The 18,946-nt window shown below is 39.6% G+C and carries 13 protein-coding genes; 7 read left to right on the forward strand and 6 right to left on the reverse strand.

Annotation, left to right across the window (positions count from 1 at the left end; genetic code table 11):
- Positions 1-51: 51 nt before the first annotated feature.
- A complete protein-coding gene (locus JMN32_RS07265) occupies positions 52-378 on the forward strand; it encodes a hypothetical protein (RefSeq protein ID WP_202855647.1) in 327 nt (108 codons plus the stop codon).
- A 62-nt stretch (positions 379-440) separates the two neighbouring features.
- Here the strand turns inward: JMN32_RS07265 and JMN32_RS07270 are convergent, their stop codons facing one another.
- The 4 genes from JMN32_RS07270 to JMN32_RS07285 form a co-directional block, all read right to left on the reverse strand.
- Positions 441-1,271: an alpha/beta hydrolase family protein gene (locus tag JMN32_RS07270; protein ID WP_202855648.1), complete on the reverse strand. Its 831-nt coding sequence runs from the start codon at positions 1,269-1,271 to the stop codon at positions 441-443.
- 263 nt (positions 1,272-1,534) lie between these two features.
- Positions 1,535-2,110, reverse strand: a complete 576-nt coding sequence (locus tag JMN32_RS07275; protein ID WP_202855649.1) for a Crp/Fnr family transcriptional regulator — start codon at positions 2,108-2,110, stop codon at positions 1,535-1,537.
- Positions 2,111-2,164: 54 nt separating this feature from the next.
- On the reverse strand, positions 2,165-4,861 hold the full coding sequence (locus JMN32_RS07280) for an ABC transporter permease (RefSeq protein ID WP_202855650.1): 2,697 nt from the start codon (positions 4,859-4,861) through the stop codon (positions 2,165-2,167).
- A gap of 4 nt (positions 4,862-4,865) precedes the next feature.
- A complete protein-coding gene (locus JMN32_RS07285; RefSeq protein ID WP_202855651.1) occupies positions 4,866-5,201 on the reverse strand; it encodes a PadR family transcriptional regulator in 336 nt (111 codons plus the stop codon).
- Positions 5,202-5,445: 244 nt separating this feature from the next.
- On the opposite strand from JMN32_RS07285, the gene JMN32_RS07290 reads away from it, so the two are divergent.
- The 4 genes from JMN32_RS07290 to JMN32_RS07305 all read left to right on the forward strand — a co-directional run bounded on the left by JMN32_RS07290 (position 5,446) and on the right by JMN32_RS07305 (position 11,546).
- Complete coding sequence (locus tag JMN32_RS07290; protein ID WP_202855652.1) at positions 5,446-5,907, forward strand: MarR family winged helix-turn-helix transcriptional regulator; 462 nt, start codon at positions 5,446-5,448, stop codon at positions 5,905-5,907.
- The gene (locus tag JMN32_RS07295; protein ID WP_202855653.1) at positions 5,904-8,306 is read left to right on the forward strand and encodes a 3-hydroxyacyl-CoA dehydrogenase/enoyl-CoA hydratase family protein; all 2,403 of its coding nucleotides are present in this window, start codon (positions 5,904-5,906) and stop codon (positions 8,304-8,306) included. The genes JMN32_RS07290 and JMN32_RS07295 overlap by 4 nt, the downstream gene beginning before the upstream one ends.
- An 84-nt stretch (positions 8,307-8,390) precedes the next feature.
- The gene (locus tag JMN32_RS07300; protein ID WP_202855654.1) at positions 8,391-9,563 is read left to right on the forward strand and encodes a thiolase family protein; all 1,173 of its coding nucleotides are present in this window, start codon (positions 8,391-8,393) and stop codon (positions 9,561-9,563) included.
- Between the two features lie 153 nt (positions 9,564-9,716).
- Positions 9,717-11,546 carry an acyl-CoA dehydrogenase family protein gene (locus tag JMN32_RS07305; protein ID WP_202855655.1) on the forward strand — a complete coding sequence of 610 codons (1,830 nt, stop codon included), beginning with the start codon at positions 9,717-9,719 and terminating at the stop codon, positions 11,544-11,546.
- Positions 11,547-11,600: 54 nt separating this feature from the next.
- Here JMN32_RS07305 and JMN32_RS07310 read toward each other — a convergent pair whose 3' ends face one another.
- On the reverse strand, positions 11,601-12,488 hold the full coding sequence (locus tag JMN32_RS07310; protein ID WP_202855656.1) for a diacylglycerol/lipid kinase family protein: 888 nt from the start codon (positions 12,486-12,488) through the stop codon (positions 11,601-11,603).
- Positions 12,489-12,747: 259 nt separating this feature from the next.
- On the opposite strand from JMN32_RS07310, the gene JMN32_RS07315 reads away from it, so the two are divergent.
- Positions 12,748-13,710 carry an App1 family protein gene (locus JMN32_RS07315; RefSeq protein WP_202855657.1) on the forward strand — a complete coding sequence of 321 codons (963 nt, stop codon included), beginning with the start codon at positions 12,748-12,750 and terminating at the stop codon, positions 13,708-13,710.
- 41 nt (positions 13,711-13,751) lie between these two features.
- Here JMN32_RS07315 and JMN32_RS07320 read toward each other — a convergent pair whose 3' ends face one another.
- Positions 13,752-14,282, reverse strand: a complete 531-nt coding sequence (locus JMN32_RS07320) for a hypothetical protein (RefSeq protein WP_202855658.1) — start codon at positions 14,280-14,282, stop codon at positions 13,752-13,754.
- 678 nt (positions 14,283-14,960) lie between these two features.
- On the opposite strand from JMN32_RS07320, the gene JMN32_RS07325 reads away from it, so the two are divergent.
- Complete coding sequence (locus JMN32_RS07325) at positions 14,961-18,926, forward strand: pectinesterase family protein (protein WP_238354375.1); 3,966 nt, start codon at positions 14,961-14,963, stop codon at positions 18,924-18,926.
- The last annotated feature ends 20 nt before the right edge of the window (positions 18,927-18,946 follow it).

An 18,946-nucleotide genomic window follows, 5' to 3' on the forward strand; every position in this document is an offset into this window, starting at 1 on the left:
AATTTCTCAAATCCTCTCCACCGACCTTAATTGGTTGAAAAAAGAGGAACCATGATCAGAAAATTACTATCGTTAATGGTGTTAGCAGGTTTAATATGTTTTTCTGGATGTACGACAGAGGAGAGCGGCTGCCCTGATACCAATTGTGCAGATTATGCCACTCAGGCTGATGCTCAGGCGGCCTATAATGCTGACCCTCAATGCCACGGGGATTTGGATGCTGATGGAGATGGCACGGCATGCGAAAAAGGCACTTCGGGCTCAGGAAGCAGTGGATGTCCTACAACCGCCAATTGTGGATGTTCAGGAAAGAACAAAAGTGAGTGTGGGGGGCCTTGCTGTAAATGGGTAACTGGCTCAGGTTGTAAATGTAGCTGAGCAGTTCATGACCTGTCAAGAGATCGCTGCAATTTAGGAACTGCAGCGATCTTCAAATTAATCTAATTATTCAAGTTTTTTGAAAAGAACTGCTCTGCTAACAGAACCGTTTTTTCATGCACGCTATTTCTATCAACCGTGTTATGATCTCTAAAAAACATTGGAGACTCACTTTTTAAAGGTTCATGAGCTTGATTAAGAAAAGCATAATGTCCTACTTTTCCGCGATGTAAAAAGAAAGTAGAACTTTGGATTAGCTGATGATAATGAAGCGCATTAGTTTTGACAGGAGCAATTTCATCACCTTCAGCTCCCATAATAAGAACAGGCCTGCCAACTTCCTGAAATTGGCTTTTGACACTGAAGCCCTGCCCAAGTGCAGGGGCTATGGCTACAAATGCTTTTATACGACGGTCCATCAGGGATTGTTCTTCGAGATACTCTTGCCTTATTTTATCTATAAACAATTGATCATGCAGAAAATCAGATAATTCTTGGAGCTCTGGAACTTGCGCTTCTTTTTCTCCTTTGTCAGATCTCATAAAGCTGAGCAACTGGTCGTAATCTAGTCTACCTCCCGCGAGTGCAATTGCGGTAAACCCTCCAAGAGAAAAACCAGCTACCCCAATTTTTTCTTTATTAACTATCTTGCCGATTTTATCATCGACCAACAATGCACTAAGGACAAAAGAAATATCTTTGGGACGTTCCCAGACTTTGAGAAATTGCTCCGGGATTTTATTGTCATATGTATTTCCCCAATGATCTACGGCTGCTACTACATACCCTTGCTTTACAAGTCCGGTGGCGAGCCATTCCAAAGTCAGTCTTCCACCACCGGTGCCGTGAGAAATTATAACTAGGGGGTAATTTTTTATCCGTAGGGATAGCATTTCTTTTGGTGGTTTCCCTTTTAAAAGGCGATTGCAGTTTTATGTCTGTTTCACCTGGAGCCTCGTTGCTTGGATACCAGACTTCAGTAATTAGTAGTCGGTTTCTTGCGTCATCATGTAATTCCAACGTACGCTGACCAATATAACCCTGTGCTTGAGCAACCCAGGAATATAATGTGAAAATAACTAAACCAAATGCTTTATTCATGCTTTAATTTTTTTGCATAGGTATCGAGTTATAAGACAAAAAGCATTGACAAATGTCAAAAACTGCGATCTGATTTTAATCTGCTTAGGGTTTCCTGAGATATGCCCATATAACTTGCTATAATACGGTTGGGCAGGCGATTGATTAAGTGAGGCTCATGTTTCAGAATTCTTCTATACCTTTCAGTGGCGTTCATAGTTACAAAAGACTCTATGCGAAGAATACTTTCGACATAGTTATGCTCGAGTTCTTTGCGATATAAACTTTCCCAGCCCGGAACAGAAGACAGTAACCTTTGGAAATCGTGGTGATGTATTTTTAATAGTTCAGACTTCTCCACAGTGTCTATCAAAGCAATGGAAACATCCTGTTTAATAAAACTTGGAAATGCCGTACCAAACTGCCCTTTAAAGGCAAAGAACCTAGTAGACTCCTTTCCGTCGGGCTGAATGCAAAACACTCTCAGGCAACCTTTATTTACAAAATATAAATGTTTGGAGGTTTGCCCTTTGTGGAGAAGGAGTTCACCTTTTTCGGTGATTACCGGTTGGAAGTAGGATAGGAGGGTCTTTATTTGGTCAGCTTTAAAACGCTCTTCGGAGAGTAACTTGTCTTTAAGTAGTCCTAACATTTAAATAGAGTAGATTTTCAAGGTTTTTTGAAAACCTTGAAAATCTCAACAAAATTATTCGTTTCTCAAAGAGTTAACAGGATTTGATCTGGCTGCCTTGATAGACTGATAACCAACAGTAAGCCATGCTATTACAAAAGCTGTTAACCCTGCAAAAAGATATAAGCCAAACCCGATTTCAACTTTGTAGCTGTAATTATTCAGCCATTGTGACGATGCCCACCATGCTAGAGGAGCAGCAATAACAAAAGCTACAATAATGAGCTTGCTGAATTCTTTTGACAGCATGAATACAATTCCTCCAACAGAAGCACCCAATACCTTGCGGATACCGATTTCCTTGGTACGTTGCTCAGCCATAAATGCTGCCAGGGCGAATAGACCCAAGCAACCTATAAACACCGCCAGACCAGAAAATATGGTAAACACATTTGCCAGACGCTTTTCTGTCTTATACATCGTACCAAAATCACTATCCAGGAAGCTATAATTAAATGGCAATTCAGGTGCGAATTTCTTCCAGGTATTTTCTACTGATGCCAATACACTTTGTATATCTTCTGTAGCAAATTTTGCTGATATCATGCTGGTGCTTCTGCCAAGAGCCAGGCCAACCGGGCCGATGTTTTCTTTCATAGACTCAAAATGAAAATCCTTAACTACTCCAATGACATTATACTTATCATAAACATCTTTGGAAACAGCTCCCGTTTCACCATCAAACTGGAAGGTTAACAGGCTATTAGCATCACTTATTTTTTTGAAGCCATATGCCTTGAAAGCTGCTTCATTCAAGATAATAGCATCGGAATCAGATGCCATCTCCTCATTAAAGTCACGCCCATCTACAAGCTCCATACCTAATGTGGAAATATAGTTTTCATCTACTCTCCAAATTTGCATATTCACCATGTTATCCTGCCGTGGCTCCTGGCCATCTTCCCAAAAGCTGATATCGCTGCGGTTGTACCCATGTACAGGCAGGTAGCCAGATACCGTGGCACTCGTTACATTTGGAATTTGCTCAATCTCCTTCTTAAACGGGTCTACCTTGTCATTAAGCATGTAGGCATCACCGATGATCAATACCTGGTCTTTTGAAAACCCTAACTTTTTGTTTTGGATAAAACTTAGTTGTTGATACACAGTGGCAGTAGCGATAATCAATAAAATGCTTATAAAGAACTGAAATATTACCAGCCCACTTCGAATCAGGCTACTTCCTGTACCAAGAGCTAATTTCCCTTTTAATACATTAATGGGCTTAAATGCACTGAGAAAAAATGCCGGATAAACACCTGCGAGCAGGCCTATAAAAAGGGCGCAAAGTAAGATAACCCCATAAAAAATCGGACTACTGAGAGGTATTTCCATGGCTTTGCCAGAAAGATCATTAAAAAAAGGAATAGCCATAGAAGCCAGCGCAATGGCAATAACGAAAGCAACAAGACATAGCAAGATAGTTTCTAAAAGAAATTGCTTAATTAAATGAGATCGAAATGAACCTAACACTTTACGCACACCTACTTCTTTGGCTCGGTTTGAAGATCTGGCTGTAGATAAATTCATAAAGTTGATACAGGCAATGACCAAGATAAACATGGCTACAGCCGAGAAGAGATAGACATAAGTGATATCACCGGTAGGACCAATATCAAAAATGAAATTTGAATATAAATAAATATCATCCAATGACTGGATGTTAAAAACTACATAATTTCCTGCTGCCTCAAACTCTTCCAAGGATTTACCAATATACGCCATGATTTCTGGTTCTAAATGACGCCTGGTCATTTCATTCAGTTTTTCCTCAAAAGCATCGGGATCAACCCCTTCCTTAAGTAGAAAATAAGTAAAGAAGTTATTGCTAAGCCATTCGTTGTTTTTGCTTTCCTCCAATGAGGACATTGACATTAGAAAATCAAATTGTAAGTGACTGTTCACAGGCATATCATCATAAACAGCCGTCACGTGATACTCCTCATCACTATCAAGCGTTATAGTTTTCCCTAAAGGGTCTTGTGTTCCAAAATACTTAGATGCAGTACTTTTGCTGATAGCAACTGACATAGGGTCTTTTAATGCTGATTCAGGATTACCTTTAATCACTGGAATGCTAAATATGCTGAAGAAGTCAGCATCAGAAAATATTAACCGGTTTTCTTTAAAGCTTTCAGTCATGCCATCAATAGATACCATGAATGATCCTCTTCTGCGAAACCTCACAACACTTTCTACCTCTGGCAATTCGTCAGAAAGAGCCTGAGCTAAGGGAGCCGGATTAACGGCAAAATGGAGTTCATTTCCATTAAAACTACCATGCCTTACTATACGAAATACCCGGTCCTTTTTGGCATGATAGCTGTCATAACTTAGCTCATCACCTACAAATAGGGCTATCAGCATACAGCACGCCAAGCCGACAGCTAAACCAGACACATTGATAAAGGAGTAGAATTTATGCTTGGATAAGCTCCTTACCGCTATCTTAAAATAATTTTTAAACATGATCTTTGCGTTGTTATTTGATAAAATGAGTGTTTGATTTTGAACTTGTTGTATTTCTTGTTCAGAGCCAAAGCTCTTTATCACGGAGTCATAGGCGTCAATGAACTTTTCTCCTGAAGATATTCTTTCTTCCACCAGGGTACAGACATGATCCAGAAGCTCCTCTTCAAGGTCCTCCAGTACAATGCCTCTGTAATTGATATCTTTTTGTATATAATCTATTTGATCATTTGAAAGCTCCATGATTTTATAAAGCAGGTTTGATCTGTAACACGCGGCTCATCATACTTATGAAATCGGTAAATTCATCTACTTTCTTCAATACAGAAGACTGGCCCGTTTCTGTTAATCGATAGTATTTTCTAATTCTCTTACCCATAGAAACTTTTTCAGTAATAAGTAAACCTTCAGCTTCCAGCTTGTGTAATGTTGGATAGAGAGCACCTTCAGTAAGTACCATCTGACCGTCGGATAGTTCCTTGACCTTTTGTGTGATTTCATATCCATACATTTTACCCTCATCAGCCAGAAGTTTCAGGATAATCATCTGAAGGGTTCCTTTTAATAATTCTTTTGAATGCATAAGTCTTTAATACATTAGAGTCTTATGTATTAGACGCGTGAATTTTCAAAAGGTTGCGCGTTGATACTTTAAAATGTAACAGGTTGCTATTTAGAGGAAAATGAAGCGCAGTAAAATTTCTTCACAATTGGTATGCATGCATAACAAATTTTATTATATTTGTTATCCATCATTCCAAATAGTGAGGTGCCGCTTACCAAAGAATATGAAATAACCTTTGGTAGTACACTTAAGATACAAATAAATGAAGCGAGAAGAAACAATTGACCACAATATTAAAACTGCTTGGCATGCTATTGCTAGAATGTATAACCAGCAGGCTGTGAAGCAAGACATAACAACCTCGATCGGTTTTGTACTGCTTAATATTTCTTCTAAAGATGGTACCCCTGCTACGAAGATAGCTCCGCTGATGGGACTGGAGTCAAGAAGCTTGACACGTGTGTTGAAAAACATGGAGGAGAAAGGCCTTGTCTATCGCCAGCCAGATGAAAATGATAAGAGATCTGTACGAATTCACCTTACGGAGAAAGGAAAAGAAAAAAAGGAAGTTTCCAGAAAAACAGTTTTGACTTTTAATGAGGCCGTACGAGCCAAAATTCCTGAGTCTAAGCTTAAGGTCTTTTTTGAGGTGATTAATGACATCAATGAAATTATAGAGAAAAATAATATATACGAAAACGGAAAAACAATCAATCAACAATGACCAGAAGAATTAACAAAGTAGCAGTGTTAGGTTCGGGGATCATGGGTTCCCGGATCGCTTGTCACTTCGCGAACATTGGAGTAAAAGTGCTGTTGTTAGATATCGTTCCTCGTGAATTAACAGAGGATGAAAAGAAGAAGGGCTTAACGTTGGAAAATAAGGCGGTCAGAAACCGTATAGTCAAGCAGGCCTTTGATTCAGCTGTGAAGTCTAAACCAGCACCCCTTTATAATAAGGAATTCGCAAGCCGCATCACCTTAGGAAACTTCGATGATGATATGGCCGCCATTAAAGACTGTGACTGGACCATTGAAGTAGTTGTTGAAAACCTTGATATCAAAAAGAAAGTTTTTGACCAGGTTGAGAAGCATAGAAAGCCAGGTACACTCATTACTTCTAATACATCAGGTATTCCTATTCACCTGATGTTAGATGGGCGAAGCGATGATTTTCAAAAGAACTTCTGTGGAACACACTTTTTCAATCCTCCGAGGTACTTGAAATTATTGGAGATTATTCCGACACCAAAAACAGATCCGGAGATAACAGATTTCTTAATGCATTACGGAGACCTTTATCTGGGCAAAACTACCGTATTATGTAAGGATACTCCTGCATTCATTGCTAACAGAGTAGGTATTTTTGCTATCCTGAAGGTGATTGATTCTATGCAGAAGTTGGATCTTAATGTTGATGAAATTGATAAACTGACTGGCCCGGTAATAGGAAGACCTAAGTCTGCAACTTTCAGAACTTCTGATGTTGTAGGTTTAGATACCCTTATTAAAGTTGCTAATGGTTTGTATCAGGGCTTGCCTAATGACGAAGGTAGAGAAACCTTTAAACTGCCTGAAGTTGTAGCCAAACTTGAAGGGAACAAGTGGTTGGGAGATAAGACTGGCCAGGGCTTTTACAAAAAAACCAAAGATGAAAAAGGCAAAACTCAAATACTTACTCTCGACCTTAAAACTTTAGAATACAAACCGAAAGAAAAGGTTAAGTTCGGTACGCTTGAAACAACCAAGTCGATCGAAAACCTTAAAGAAAGATTTAAGCCTTTATTCTCAGGAAAAGATAAAGCAGGAGAATTCTACAGAGACTCATTCTATGCTTTATTTAAATATGTTTCTAATCGAATCCCGGAAATAGCCGATGAGCTATATAAAATTGATGATGCAATTTGCGCCGGCTTTGGTTGGGAAGTTGGTCCATTCGAAACATGGGATGCAGTTGGTGTTAAGAAGACCGTTGAAAAAATGGAGGAAATGGGCTATAAACCTAATCAATGGGTTTATGATATGCTTGATGCCGGAATAGAGTCTTTCTATACAGCAAAAGACGGAGTTAGAAACTATTATGATATAGAATCTAAATCTTATAAGCCTGTTCCTGGCGCTGACGAATATATTATTCTGGATAATATTAGAGAAAACAAAGTGCTTTGGAGCAATGCCGGATCTACAATATTTGATTTGGGAGACGGTGTAATCAATGTGGAGTTCCATAGCAAGATGAACACCTTAGGTGGAGAAGTTGTTGAAGGAATAAACCGAGCCATTGACATGGCTGAAAAAGATTATCGAGGCTTAGTAATTGGTAATCAGGGCGCGCAGTTTTCTGCGGGAGCCAATCTGGGAATGGTATTTATGTATGCCATAGAACAGGAATATGATGAGATTGATTTCATGATACGTCATTTCCAGAATACTATGATGCGAGTACGTTACTCTTCAGTTCCGGTAGTGGTGGCCCCACACGGCCTTACACTTGGTGGAGGTTGTGAAATGACAATGCATGCCGATGTAGTGCAGGCAGCTGCCGAAACCTATATTGGTCTTGTAGAGGTTGGTGTTGGTCTTATCCCTGGCGGTGGCGGTACTAAGGAGCTAACTAAAAGGGTATCCGATGCGATTGAAGAGGGTGATGTTGAATTAAATGCTTTACAAAATGCATTTATGAATATTGCTACCGCCAAGGTGGCTACTTCAGCACATGAAGCTATCGGTATGAACATTATCCGTCCGCAAGATAAAATCACGATTAATAAAGACAGACAAATTGCTGATGCCAAAACTACAGTACTAGAGTTGGCTAATGCAGGATATACACAACCTATCCAGGCTACCAACATCAAAGTTCAAGGTAAGACTGGTATGGCTTTGTTTATGGCCGGAGTTAACGGTATGAAAATGGGGAAATACATTTCAGAACATGATGTGAAGATTGCCAATAAGATTGGATATGTGATGAGTGGTGGAGACCTATCTTATCCACAGGAAGTATCGGAGCAGTATCTTTTGGATCTGGAAAGAGAGGCCTTCCTGTCATTGACAGGGGAAAAGAAAACTCTGGAAAGAATACAGTCAATACTTACTACTGGTAAACCGCTTAGAAACTAGTTATTGAAAGCTAAACACCAGAAGTCAGAGACTGTAATAAGAATCTGATGTATTTATAGTACTACTCAAAAATTAAAAAATAAAATGGACGCATATATAGTAAAAGGATTTAGAACAGCGGTAGGACGAGCTAAGAAGGGTGGTTTTCGCTTCACTCGACCTGATGATCTTGCAGTGGATGTTATTACACATCTCATGTCATCAATCGACGGGTTGGAAAACAATATGGTTGATGATGTAATTGTGGGTAATGCTGTGCAGGAGGCAGAACAAGGTATGCAAATGGGAAGAATGATCTCACTCATGGCCCTTGGCATCGATACTCCTGGTATGGTAATTAACAGATACTGTGGTTCAGGTCTGGAGGCCATTCATCTTGCCTCTGCAAAAATTAATGCCGGTATGGCGGATGTAATAATTGCCGGAGGAACCGAATCTATGTCAATGGTACCGGTTATGGGATTTAAAACAGCCCTTAATTACAAAATTACTTCTGAGCACCCTGACTATTATACCAGTATGGGGCTTACCGCTGAGCAAATTGCTCAGGAATGGAAAATCTCACGAGATGATCAGGATGAGTTTGCTTACAACTCTCACATGAAGGCAGTAGAGGCGCAAAAATCCGGAAAATTCAAGGATGAGATTTTACCAATCACCGTGAAAGAAACCTACGTTGAGGACAATAAAAAGAAAACCAGGGAATATACAGTTGATACAGATGAGGGGCCAAGGCCGGAAACAACAAAAGAAGTCCTAGGTAAACTTAGGCCTGTATTTTCTGCAGGAGGATCAGTAACAGCTGGTAACTCTTCACCGACTAATGATGGAGCAGCCTTCGTTGTAGTAATGTCCGAGAGAAAAGTAAAAGAGTTGGGACTCGAGCCAGTGGCAAGGTTGGTAAGCTATGCCGCTGCGGGCGTTGAGCCACGTGTAATGGGTATAGGTCCTACTTACGCCATTCCGAAAGCACTTGATAGAGCGGGCTTGAAAATCAATGATATTGATCTTATTGAGCTTAATGAGGCATTTGCTGCTCAGTCTCTTTCTGTAATCCGTGACCTTGACCTGGATATGTCAAGGATCAACGTGAATGGAGGTGCTATCGCATTGGGTCACCCGCTGGGTAGTACCGGAGCAAGGCTTTCCATAACGTTGCTCAACGAAATGCGCAGAAGAGGAAATAAGTACGGTATGGTTACCGCCTGCGTAGGAGGTGGACAAGGAGTAGCAGGTATTTATGAGTTTTTGAAATAAGGATCAGAGGTGAAAAGTGAAACCTAAAAGGCGTTCTTCTGTAAAGTAGGTTTCACTTTTCAAAAATACGTAAAGCAATAAATAATCTAATGGACTTGAATGTGAGTTTCAGCAGCTGACATTTAAGATTTCCACAATAATAATCTTAATATTATGAGTACTACAGCAACAGAACAATCAAAAGAAACGTCGACAGGAACTGCGTCGGCAATAAAAGGAGGTGAATTCTTAATCAGAGAAACTGAAGCTAAGGAAATATTTACTCCTGAAGAATGGACCGAAGAGCAAAAAATGATTGCTCAGACTTGTAAGGATTTTCTTCAACAAGAAGTTTTCCCCAAACTAGACGATCTGGATTCCATGAAGCAGCCAGAGTTGATGCCTGCATTACTCGATAAGTCGGGAGAGCTTGGACTTTTGGGTACATCTATTCCTGAGCAGTATGGAGGTTTTGGTATGGACTTCAATACTTCAATGCTTGTATCGGAGGTTTTGGGTGCCGGTCATTCATTTGCAGTAGCTATTTCAGCTCACACAGGTATCGGTACTTTGCCTATCTTGTATTATGGAAATGAAGAGCAAAAAGCTAAGTATCTACCAAAACTAGCTACAGGTGAGTGGAAAGCTTCATACTGCCTGACTGAACCAGATTCTGGATCAGATGCTAATTCGGGAAAAACCAAAGCTAAATTGACAGAAGATGGTAAGCACTACATCATCAATGGTCAAAAAATGTGGATAACTAATGGTGGTTTTGCCGATGTCTTCATTGTATTTGCCAAAATCGATGATGATAAAAACCTTTCTGCCTTTATTGTAGAAAAGGCTTTTGGTGGCATAACCATGAACGAAGAAGAAAAGAAAATGGGTATAAAAGGATCATCTACCCGTCAGATCTTCTTCAATGACTGCAAAGTACCGGTAGAAAACATGCTTTCTGAGAGAGAAAATGGTTTCAAAATAGCTGTTAATATCCTGAACATTGGTCGCGCAAAACTTGGTATAGCTGCTATTGGTGGAAGTAAAGCAATCATTGACAATGCTACAAACTATGCCAATGAAAGAAAGCAGTTTGGAACGTCAATTTCTAATTTTGGTGCCATTAAACATAAAATTGCAGAGATGGCAACTAAAGTTTATGCTTCTGAGTCAGCACACTATAGAGTGGGTCAGAATATAGACGACGCTTATGCTTCATTAACTGCCCAGGGAATGGAGCCTGCCCAGGCAAGACTAAAATCAGTAGAAGAATTTGCCATCGAATGTGCTATACTTAAGGTGCATGGTTCTGAAGTGCTTGACTTTGTAGCGGATGAAGGCGTACAGATTTATGGAGGTATGGGATTCTCAGCTGAAGGTCCAATGGATCGCGCTTACCGAGATGCCCGTATTAACAGAATCTTTGAGGGTACTAACGAAATTAACAGAATGCTTTGCATTGATATGCTGTTGAAGAGAGCCATGAAAGGTCAGCTTGACCTTATGAGCCCTGCAATGGCTGTTCAGAAAGAGTTGATGTCCATTCCTGATTTCGGAGCTTCTGATGGAGATGAACTTTTTGCAAAGGAGAAGAAAGTATTAAGAAACCTGAAAAAAGCAGGCTTAATGGTAGCTGGTGCCGCAGTCCAAAAACTGATGCAAAACCTGAGTCATGAGCAGGAGATACTAATGAATTTGGCTGATATGCTAATCGAAGGATATGTTGCTGAGTCGTGCTTGTTACGTGTAGAGAAACTTATTAGCCAGAAAGGTGAGGATGCCATGAAGTTGGAATCAGATATGATGCGTGTATATCTATATGAAGCTGTTGAAAGAGCAGCTTCTGCTGGTAAGCAAGCAATTTACGCTTTTGCTGAAGGTGATGAGCAGCGTATGATGCTGATGGGACTAAAGAGATTTACCAAACTCGAACCATATAATCTGAAGGATGCAAGGAGAAGAATAGCTGATCACGTGATCGCTAAGAATCAATATCCCTTCTAAGAGTATCTTAAACCTAAACACTGAGAGAGGCTGTGAATATGCAGTCTCTCTTTTTTATTTATATTGAGGAGGAACTATTACGGGCAGCTGTGTACTTTCCAATTTAACTTTTACCTGTCTGAAATCTCCTACCACTTCACCATCAACTTGCAAAGGCACCATCTTTTTAGATTTTACAATGATCGATGTTGTGGAAAAAATTTTAACGTAGGGAGATTGTTTCATACCTCCTGTAAAGAAATCAAAGGCAATCCTAAAAATAGCGTACCATGGATAAGGTTTGAAAATACATACTTCAAACTTTCTGTCATACAGGCACCCATCTGGATTTACCACAGCTCCAGTGCCGTACTTTGATGCATTGGCAAACACCACCATTTCTGCTCTTCGTCTGAAACGGGTTTCATCTACTATGAAAGTGTACTTGCTGGGAGCCTTTTTAAAAAGCACTTTAAAAAAGTGTGCCGCATAAGCCATTTTTCCTCGAGAACCTCCTTCTTCAAAATTTTTGATCAACTTCGCATTAAAGCCTACATCACTTAAGTGCAATGAAAGGTATTTATCGTTTATGCGCAATACATCTATGTTGATGATACGATTTTTCAATATCACCCTAATAGCTTTTCGTATATTTCTGGGGATGAGTAGCTCTGTTGCCAACCCGTTTGCAGAACCCAAGGGAATGATACCCATGCTTATATTCCTACCCAACAATATTCGAGCTACTAAGTTAATGGTGCCATCTCCACCGCACGCTACTACAGCATCGGGCTTACTCTGTTCAATTTTTTCGGATATTAATATGTGATCGTTTTGACCCTTTGTTTCTATTAAATCAAATGTTACATTGCTTTCGGCACAGCAAAATTTGAGTTCGTTTTTGAAGTCAGCTTTATCAATTCCCCCGGAGATGGGATTGACCACAAATAGTATTTTGTTCATGTGTTATAATAGGAACATTAAGATGGGCTTATAAGTTATAAAATAAAACTAAACTACAATTAAAAAGTTTATTCGTAAACCGATCAAGAAGCTTTCGCTTCGTATAAAGAAGAGCCTTGGTCTGCTTGCTCCACCTATCATCTTGCCTTATCGTGGGTACGGTACGAATCGGCTTGTTCATATTCGAGGTCACGTGCTAGATGATCGCATTTTATATGAGTCAGCGCATAGCGACAAACGCCGTAAAAATTTCAGAGCCATGCTTAGCAGGTATATGAGCAGTCCGATACCCGACGTGCGTGTGGGCATATTTTTGTTTGATCAGGAGTGCATTGTTGAAACGGATGAGAATGGATATTTCGAAAAGGATTTCATGTTTAACAAACCTTTGGCTATATCCGGCTGGCATAAAGTTAGGTATAAAGTACTCGATAAGATCGTAGAGGAGCAGGAAGAGCTTGAAGTTGAGGGAGAGGTTTATATTCATAGAAATGGTGAGGCAAAATACGGTGTAATCTCAGATGTGGATGATACGATACTCATATCTCATGCAACTAAAATACTAAGCAAACTCAGGCTAATTCTAACCAAGAATTCAAAAACTAGATTACCTTTTACTGGTGTTGCTGCCTTTTATAACGCATTACACCACGAGCCTGGCCGATCTGTACAAAATCCCGTGTTTTATGTAAGTAGTAGTGAATGGAATCTGTACGATTTTCTGGAAGATTTTTGTGAGGTGAGAAACATCCCCAAGGGTCCATTTTTACTTCAGGATTTGAAAACAAGTTTGTGGAAGTTGATAAAATCTGGGGGAGGTAACCATTATCACAAGCTCGAAAAAATAAAGCACTTGATGTTAACTTTTGAGGATATGCCTTTTATCTTGATAGGAGATAGTGGACAACGGGATAGCTTATTATATGCTGAAATTACCCGTCAATTTCCTGAGAGAGTTAAAGCAATCTACATACGTGATGTTTCAAAATCCCGAAAGGATGAGAAAGTTAATGCCATAGCACGGGAACTTTTGGTTCATAATGTTGAGATGCTACTTGTTGCTGATACAGAGGAGGCCGCACGTCATGCATATGAGAATGGTTTGATAACAAGAGAAGAAATGCTTCATGTTGTGGAAGAAACAAGGGGGCAAAGCTTAAGGCCTACATCATTAGTAGGTCAGTTAGTTAGATCTGAAAGCCATCAGCATAATAGTGGATGATGTGCTATCGGATATTAGAACATTATTGTCAATATCTTACTTTAACTGCTAGTAGCTTTGACTCTTTCTCTTAAGAATAGATAGCTTTTGTAGGCCGTAGTACTTTGTGTCAAATAGTCTTTACTATAACAGACTAGAGGCAGTCTTATTTTTGGAAGCCTTTTAGAATGGCGTGTTTTTATTTTTGCATAAAACCGTCGGTTGTAAAATTTATCAGGACGTTTGTATTGAAAGTTGTACATTCTTGTTGATCGGGTTCTTTTTACCTTGAGGCTCCGATCAGCATTTAGAAAGATAGTAAATTCATTTTTGTACCCCGCTTTTATCCTCAACTGTTCTTTTGTTGTGAATTGCTTAGGCCCCTTGAAAACTTTTATTTTTACTTGGTGTACACCGCCAGCCCCTTTGATTTTCACGACGCTTTTGGGCTGGGAATTAATAACCTTTTTATCTATTATAACCTGTATCTTTTGTCCTTCTTCTGCTGCTTTAAAAGTAGCTGCTGCCATTTCAGCCATAGCATCCCCGATTATTAACAGCAATCCAACTATAAGTAAACTTTTCTTTTTCATACTGCTCTAGTTTTAATCTCCGTACGTTAACGAAGAAGATCCCTAAATAATTTATAGAAGAACAACCTACGTGCCAAAACTCATTTTAATCTATAAGATACCAATATCCAGTCAGTTTAATATTTATATTTTACCTGGTTTTATGCAAGAAAACAGGCTATTCTTAAAAGTATATTCGTGCCATACCTTAAACGGTAACCGTATAGAAATGCATAGGTGGCTTTAAACAGTACTTATTCTTGATTTTTAGAATAAGCAATAGGTTTTTCATTTATGACGAATTTTTATTTTGATATTTTATAAAAAGCCGATTTTATTTTAACTAAATCTTGAAAATGAAAAATATATTTCTTTTTTTGGGAGATGAGTGTCTCAATAGGGATTTATCGACTCCATGTTGGTTTATTTCTTAGTGTACAACCTTCAGATACTCCTTTTCTTCGCGAAATAGCAGAGTAATCCCCTACTCTTGATTCTGCTCTTGCGAAGGTGCCACCTGTGCATATGGGAATAGGGAGTAATATTATAATCTTAAAAACAGTAAACTTAAATAGATAAAAAATTTTTGCTTCAATGCGCAATCGATTACATATACATACTGCAAACGATTGCCGGGGAATTTAATAGCTAAATAATGAATAAAGTATTGATGAAATGGAACACAGATCTAAACCACGTATGCTGATACTATTACTGTTGATTTCAGTAATGGTAATAGAATTTACACAAGCTCAAACCCATAACTACAGAAGTTCAAAAACTACAAGTGTTGATGCCCTGAAGCCCGATCAGGGTAAAACTTACACCTATAATTTGACAGATGGCAGTGAAATGCCTCAGGATACCAATATTAAGTATGACACTTTTGTCACTACTGATAGCATTCTGACCATGAAAAGTAATGGAGGAACGCAGATTTGGTGGCACGATCCATCACACGGTATAGCTATTTATAATACTAATTCTTTCGAAATAATTGTTGCTGGTGATGCAATTATTACGTTGACAACCTGCACTTACAGTGCCGATAATGCTGTTTTTGCATTGACGGATCCTGATGGCAACCCACTAGGTACTATGGTTGCTGAAAATAATGGCGGAGCGGATGGCTACTCCATTAGCTTTGCTTATACAGGTAATGCGGGTGTTGTAACAGCTATCTTGCAATCGTCAGGTACTGTCTATATGCATGCTGTTGCTATTGAAAATGCTGCTGCCGTAAATCCTGGGAATGGAAAAATTGACGTTTGGGACTTTGGAGCAGAACAGCTTGATACTGCTACATACAATAATATACTGTCTGAATCAGAAATTAATTTGTGGTATGACAATACTATTACACCCGGTACACCTGGTAACACATTGCCCAGCTTTTCATCGGGTGTGCTTAGCTGGGTAGGAGGTACCGGAGACAGACTCAGAACTTCTAATACTAACCTGACAAGGTATGATGACAATTTAGCAGGAATTTCCGGTTATACGGGTCGGGTTTATGTCAATTCAAGGGCTAACCCCAATCGATATATGAGTATAGCATTAAGTGAAGACGATGAACTTACCGTGATGGCCATTACGGACGCTGAGGGTACAATTAATTTTCAGTATGCTGCAGACCCAGCTGTCCAAACAGATCAGATTGTTGTAGGCAAGGACCTTACAGAACTCAGGTTTGTTGCGAAAAACGCAGGTACTTATCATATTTTTGATCCTCAGGCAAAGCCCAGTTATTTTAGAATATATAGAAAAGGTGCCACTTATTCTACCATTACGGGTTTGATAGATGAAAGCCTGGCAAGTGGTATACCTGATGACTATAGTCTTGAGTTTACCAATAAATCAGGCAAAGCCTGGACATCAACACCCATCTCGGGCCAATATAGCATACAGCTTCCCGTTGGGTATACCTATAACCTGGCCCTGCGCAATGCCGAAGGCTACTTGGTTACCAGTGCTACAACGTTGAATGTAAGTGAAATAGCTATAAATTTTGATGTAACGATTGAGCAAATAGAACTCTATACTGTAGGCGGTAGCATTACTGGCTTGGGGAGCAACATTTCAGATTTACAATTGATTTATACCCCAGATTCGGCCGCTAACAAAATTTATATACCCGATCCTATGATTAATGAAGTTTCTGCTACCTATACAGTTCAGTTAGAACCAGGAGTTGAGTATACCATTTCAGCTTTGGGTGTTAATGACTTTCTTATTCTCGACAATAAAATAACCATAGGAGCCTCTGATCAGAGTAGCGATGTGATATTCTCCACTAAGCCGCTTCATAATGTGTCTATTACTACGTCTGGTCTAAGTAATTCTCAATTAACTAACCTGAGCCTGACTTTTGCAAATTTATATGAGGTTGGGTATTCATATAGTTTCACACCAGCAAGTAGCGTTGCTTTGCGAGATGGAACCTATGTTATCACTTACAATGGATTGGATGACTATCCGGTACAAATGGCTTTAACTTCTAACTTAAATGTAAGTGAGTTTGACACGAAAAAAGTGTTGAATTTTACCCCGGTTACGCTATGGACCTTCGATGATAAAACCATTACAAGCAGTACAACTTCATACAAGGGAATGATTTTAGCGGGCTCTATAACTAGTGATATATCCAAAGGGCATCTTTCGGCTAAGTCAGGTGCAACCATTCAGATACCAATAGAAACAGGTCAAAAACTTAGGATCTCCTATTATTTTAGTGCCGATTTTTCTATTGATGGAGGCTCGCATATTACCACGGTTACAAACTCTACAAGCCTGATTGAACATATGGATTACAACTATTCAGGTGCTGATGCAGGATATGTGACTATTACTATTGGTAATGGTGTATCAACAACTTACCTTACTGACGTAGCTGTTTTTGAGGCGGTGGATTACTCTCCTATCATCTATGTAGGAGAAGATAAAGATTATCAAACCATTAATGAAGCATTGCATGCTATATCAAAGATGGATCGCGGCAACGATGAGCGAGTTACTATAATGGTTGATCCGGGAAACTATGAGGAAATGCTGATCATAGATGAAAAGAATGTCACCTTAAAAAACGCAGCGGCCGTTCCGTGTACAGACTTAAAAAACCAAGGGGTTGATATTGCTGATGGAGCGGTAAGGATCACGGGGTATTATGGTTTGGGGTATAATTATTACAGCATGGGATCCGACAGGAAATGGCATGCAGACATACTGGAAGTGAATAAGCAAAATGGATATCTGTCATCAACCAATGAAGGCTCAGGCTCTTACTGGAATGCTACGGTTGTAGTTGTTGCGGATGGTTTTGAAGCCAGTTATATTATTTTCGAAAATTCATTTAATCAGTATATATCAAGAAAAGAATCTGAAGATGTGCTGGAAATGTGGGAAATCGGAGGCAAGGGCGAAAGGCCCACTGATTATGGTAACACCTCTGTACAAAACAGAAGTTTTGTTGAAAGAGCAGCGGCTATCGCAATAGTAGATGGTACAGATAAAGTAATACTTGATAGATGTAGAGTAGTTGGCCGGCAAGACTCATTTTTTGGAGGTGAAGGTGCCAGAGCTCTGATTTATGAAGGAGCTGTAATGGGAGCTGTCGATTATATCTTTGGTGCTATGACGGCTGTTTTTTACAGAACTGATCTCGTTATGAATACCAGTGATCAATCTAATGACGCATCATATTTGACAGCGGCTCAACAAACTGAAGGAAGAGGGTATCTCATGTATGAATGCAAGGTTACTTCAACTTCACCGGGCGTTGAGACAGCCTCTGTTTATGGAGCTAAGCCAGGATATTTTGGTCGTCCCTGGAGGGCAAGCACCAGTGAAGTGGTATTTTACAAAACCAAAATCGGTACATCAAACTATCCTGGTTCAGAAGGTAAATCCTTGATCTCTCCTGTAGGGTGGACAAGTTCGCTGGGAGGTGAATCTCCAGGAATGTATGAGTACGGTACCATAGAGGAGTCCGGCGAAGATAATACCACAAATCGTGCGGTTTGGTCAACTGTATTAAATTCCTCCATTCTGGCAGATGGTACTGAAATTACGCCCTATAACTTTACAAAAGGTACTGATGGCTGGAATCCTTTGAACCAATTTGAGGCATTGGATGATGATAGCTCTCTTAAATCCCTGACAGTAGCAGAAGGTACACTTCTTCCAGAATTTGATCCTCTGATCAAAAGTTATATTGTCGAGGTTTCTGAAAACATAGAGAAAATCTCCGTGTTTGCAGAACCCAACAGCTCGCATGCCCAGATAGGTATCGGAGCATTTGAAAATATTCCTGGTTCAGATAAAATTGTAGTTACCGCTGAAGATGGCAGTAAAACGGAATATACCATTGACGTTAGGCATTTGATTACAACAGCGATTGATAAAATACAAAAGGCACCTCTCAATCTATACCCTAATCCAGCGGTTGACGGTACTAGCTATGTTTCGTTCTATTTATCTAGGCCTTCAATGGTGGATTTACAAATATTAACAACAGATGGGAGAATGGTAAGATCCTTTGCTGAACATAAGCTCTTATCCGGGGAATATGTGTATGCCATAGACTGTAAGGGCTTACCTTCAGGGTTGTATATAATTAAACTACTGACCGAAGATGAATCAGCTGCCTTGCGATTAATGGTTGATTGATGATCGAGGGTTCCATATAG

The sequence above is a fragment of the Fulvivirga marina genome (assembly GCF_016775155.1).
In the GTDB taxonomy this organism is placed as follows: domain Bacteria; phylum Bacteroidota; class Bacteroidia; order Cytophagales; family Cyclobacteriaceae; genus Fulvivirga; species Fulvivirga marina.